The organism is Desulfovibrio sp. (genome assembly GCF_019424165.1).
In the GTDB taxonomy this organism is placed as follows: Bacteria; Desulfobacterota; Desulfovibrionia; order Desulfovibrionales; family Desulfovibrionaceae; genus Desulfovibrio.
The window spans coordinates 1-3,061 of the sequence record NZ_JAHZAA010000068.1; the positions used below are offsets into that span (position 1 = coordinate 1).

Here is a 3,061-nt window from a genome sequence, read left to right on the forward strand (position 1 = left end):
CAATCGCCGCCGGGGTCATATCCGGCTTCAAGCAGCATGCCCAAAGCATCCCGTACGGTGAAATCTCGCCATTCCTCCGGACTTTCCATATCGGCTCGCGGCACTGCGCCGGACTCCACCACCAGCACATTGGCCCCCCAGGCCAGGGCCTCGGGCGTGGGCGGGTGCACGCAAATATCAGGAGTCTGCACGCCACCGGCAAGCCGCGTTACTGCCGCTATCTGCGCAAGGCGCAAGGAAGAAAGTTCCGCCTGAGCCGCATCGCCGCAGGGTGTACCGCGCACATTGACCCGCGCCATAACGCCGCACAGGGCCGCCTTGTGGCCCAGAGCCGTCAGCAACACATCGGCAATTTCTTCATTGCTGTGTTCCGGCCCCACAGGTTCCACCAGATGGGCCAGCCTTATATCGGAATCGCGCACGGCGGCCAGAGTGGCAAGGCGATCCTCAACCTTGAAACAGGTGGTACAGCCCTCGCCCAATCGTAAGGAGTGGTAGACAACCGTAACCCCCGCCGCACGCATTGCGCTGGCCTCTTCCGGACCGAATTCGCCCGTGTTGACCACAACGTCATAATTGCCCGGAACTTTTCGTCGCAGGTCGCGCACAAGGTCAAGCAGCTTGGGCAGGCTGTAAAATTCCGTGGTACGCAGAGTCACCCAGCGTGCACCCTGCTCCACAAATTTTCGGGCCGTTTCCACAATACGGTCAACGGGCCATTCAAAGGGTTCGGGCACGAGCCCCCATTTTTCGCCAAATGAACAAAAACCGCAGTTCATTGAGCACGGCTGGCAATCCACGCCGATGGCGCTCCACACGCGCCCACTGTTGCCCACAACGGCACGGGCCATCTCGCGCGCCCTGCGGCCTAGAAAAGTCGCTTCCTGCGAAGTGGGCGGCACATGCAGCAGCATGATCACGTCCTCCCTGCTGGGAAGGATGCCACGCATGGAGTCAGAGGCCACGCGTTCCACCAGTGCCATAAATTTTCGGTCCACAGTGTTCGCCTCGCGTACCAGTGCCAGCACGCCGCCCACTGTATGCAGATATGCATGCAGCGTGGTTTCCCAACGGGCAAGACACGCACGCCCCTGCCCTGTCAACGTGAACACCCGCCGCCCTCTGGTGGGGCCGCTCTCTTCATGAGAGGCAAGCAGGTGTTTGCTTTCCATAAGCTTGAGCAGCCGGTAAACGCCTGCCTGATCCGGCGGCGATGCCCCCCAGAACGGCATGGCCCCCAGGCGCTGCATGAGCACATACCCGTGTAACGGGCCACGGGCCAGCAACGACATGACGAGCGGCTGTACAAAGCGTTGCAGCGTACTGCCGGAACAGGGGCAGTCGGCAAACAAATCCATTTCGGTCATGGCGGATTCCAATAGTTGAGTTGGTCTAGTACTGAGACAAAGGAACGCCACTTCCAGGCGCATGTCAATATCATGCGCACATGGGTAAGGTACTTGCCCCATATAGATTGACAACGCGCACGTCTGCCTTGCCCCCAACCGAGGACACTAATTTTTACCGGTATGCTTTTGGGAACGTGAGGACTTTCATATGGGACTTCTGATTTTTGCGGCCCCAAACGCCGGCACGTTTTGGGCCTTTTTATTTTTACAGGTATCCCCTCAAAGATATTTTACTTTTCACGCGGAAATATTCGGGCTATAGAGCGTCCCATTGCTGTACGTCTCATATGTCGCAGATGCCCGGCATCTCCCTTTCATTATGCATGCTCTCTTTCGCAAACGGCGCTGCCGTTAAGCGGACGCCAGCCGCTCTGGTTTCCAGCTTCGTGGACAGAAAATTCATACCTCCTGACGACAAATAAAAATGCCCCTATATCTTTATTGAAAAGCTGGTAAAACACCTTTTGAGAGGGCATTCAGGTTTGTGATTGCCGCCTGGCATGCCGGAATGACATCCCTAAGTTTAGTATCTCAGCATACCGCTTGAAAATCATATGCTTCAAGGGCGCGATAAGAATCTGAAGCGGATTTTGGTCTTGAGCATTGGATTTTCGATATGTGCAGAAAATATAAATTGGGGCATTGTATCCCATGCAAAGGAGAACGCCATGCATGATCCTTCCCCCTTCGAGGCACTGAATCCCCAGCAGATGTGTCACAAGGCGGTGGTGATAATGGAAGGCAAAGCGCTCAGATCAGCGTCCAAGGCCTTTATGCTTGCCGTTATGGCCGGCGTGTTCATTGGCCTGGGCTTTGTTTACTGTGCCGTGGCCAACACGGCAGGAGCGGGAAAGATAGTCGGCGGTCTGGTGTTCAGTCTCGGGCTCATGCTTGTTATCGTTCTGGGTGCGGACCTGTTTACCTCCACAACCATGACGCTTCTTCCGCGCGCCTGCCGCAAAATCACCTGGGGGCAATTATTTTCGAACTGGGGAGTAGTATACGCAGGAAATTTTGTGGGTAGTCTTTTCTTGGTGACGCTTATTTTGCTGAGCGGGCACCCGTGGGCATCCGGCGGCGATATTGCTGTTTTTTATATCAACACTACAGAAAACAAACTCACGCATACCTTCATTGAAGCCGTTTTTTTGGGTGTGATGTGCAACCTGCTCGTCTGCCTTGGCGTATGGATGAGCTATTCCGGGCGTTCATTGATCGATAAAATGGCCGCCTGCCTGTTTCCTGTAGGTCTTTTCATTGCTTGCGGGTTTGAGCACAGCGTAGCAAACATGTTCATGATTCCTATCGGCATCCTGTGTAACGACATGATGCCTCCCGCTGTGGCAGCCAGGCTGACCGACCCAGCGCATACCGCATCTGTGCTGACCTGGTCGAATTTCATCTTCAAAAACCTTATCCCTGTGACATTGGGCAACATCCTTGGCGGCGGTGTGTTTGTAGGCATGTTCCACTGGCTGATCTATCTGCGCAGCGGGCGTGACGACCACAGGAACGTCGGCAGGACTGCTGCACAAAAGCAAACCCAGTCCACCGACTAGCCTGCCGAAGCCCATTACCGAACGCGCCGGACTCAACCACGTCAGGGTAAACGCGTTATCCAATGAAGATACGGGACAATGCTGTGCTCCTGT

2 protein-coding genes are annotated in these 3,061 nt (G+C 55.4%); one reads left to right on the forward strand and one right to left on the reverse strand.

What is annotated here, in order from left to right:
• Window positions 1-1,367: radical SAM protein (locus QZ377_RS12550; RefSeq protein WP_291441576.1), on the reverse strand; the 1,367-nt coding region annotated here is incomplete at its 3' end.
• Between the two features lie 596 nt (window positions 1,368-1,963).
• Between QZ377_RS12550 and QZ377_RS12555 the strand changes: the two genes are divergently transcribed.
• A complete protein-coding gene (locus QZ377_RS12555; RefSeq protein ID WP_291441577.1) occupies window positions 1,964-2,968 on the forward strand; it encodes a formate transporter FocA in 1,005 nt (334 codons plus the stop codon).
• Window positions 2,969-3,061 lie beyond the last annotated feature (93 nt).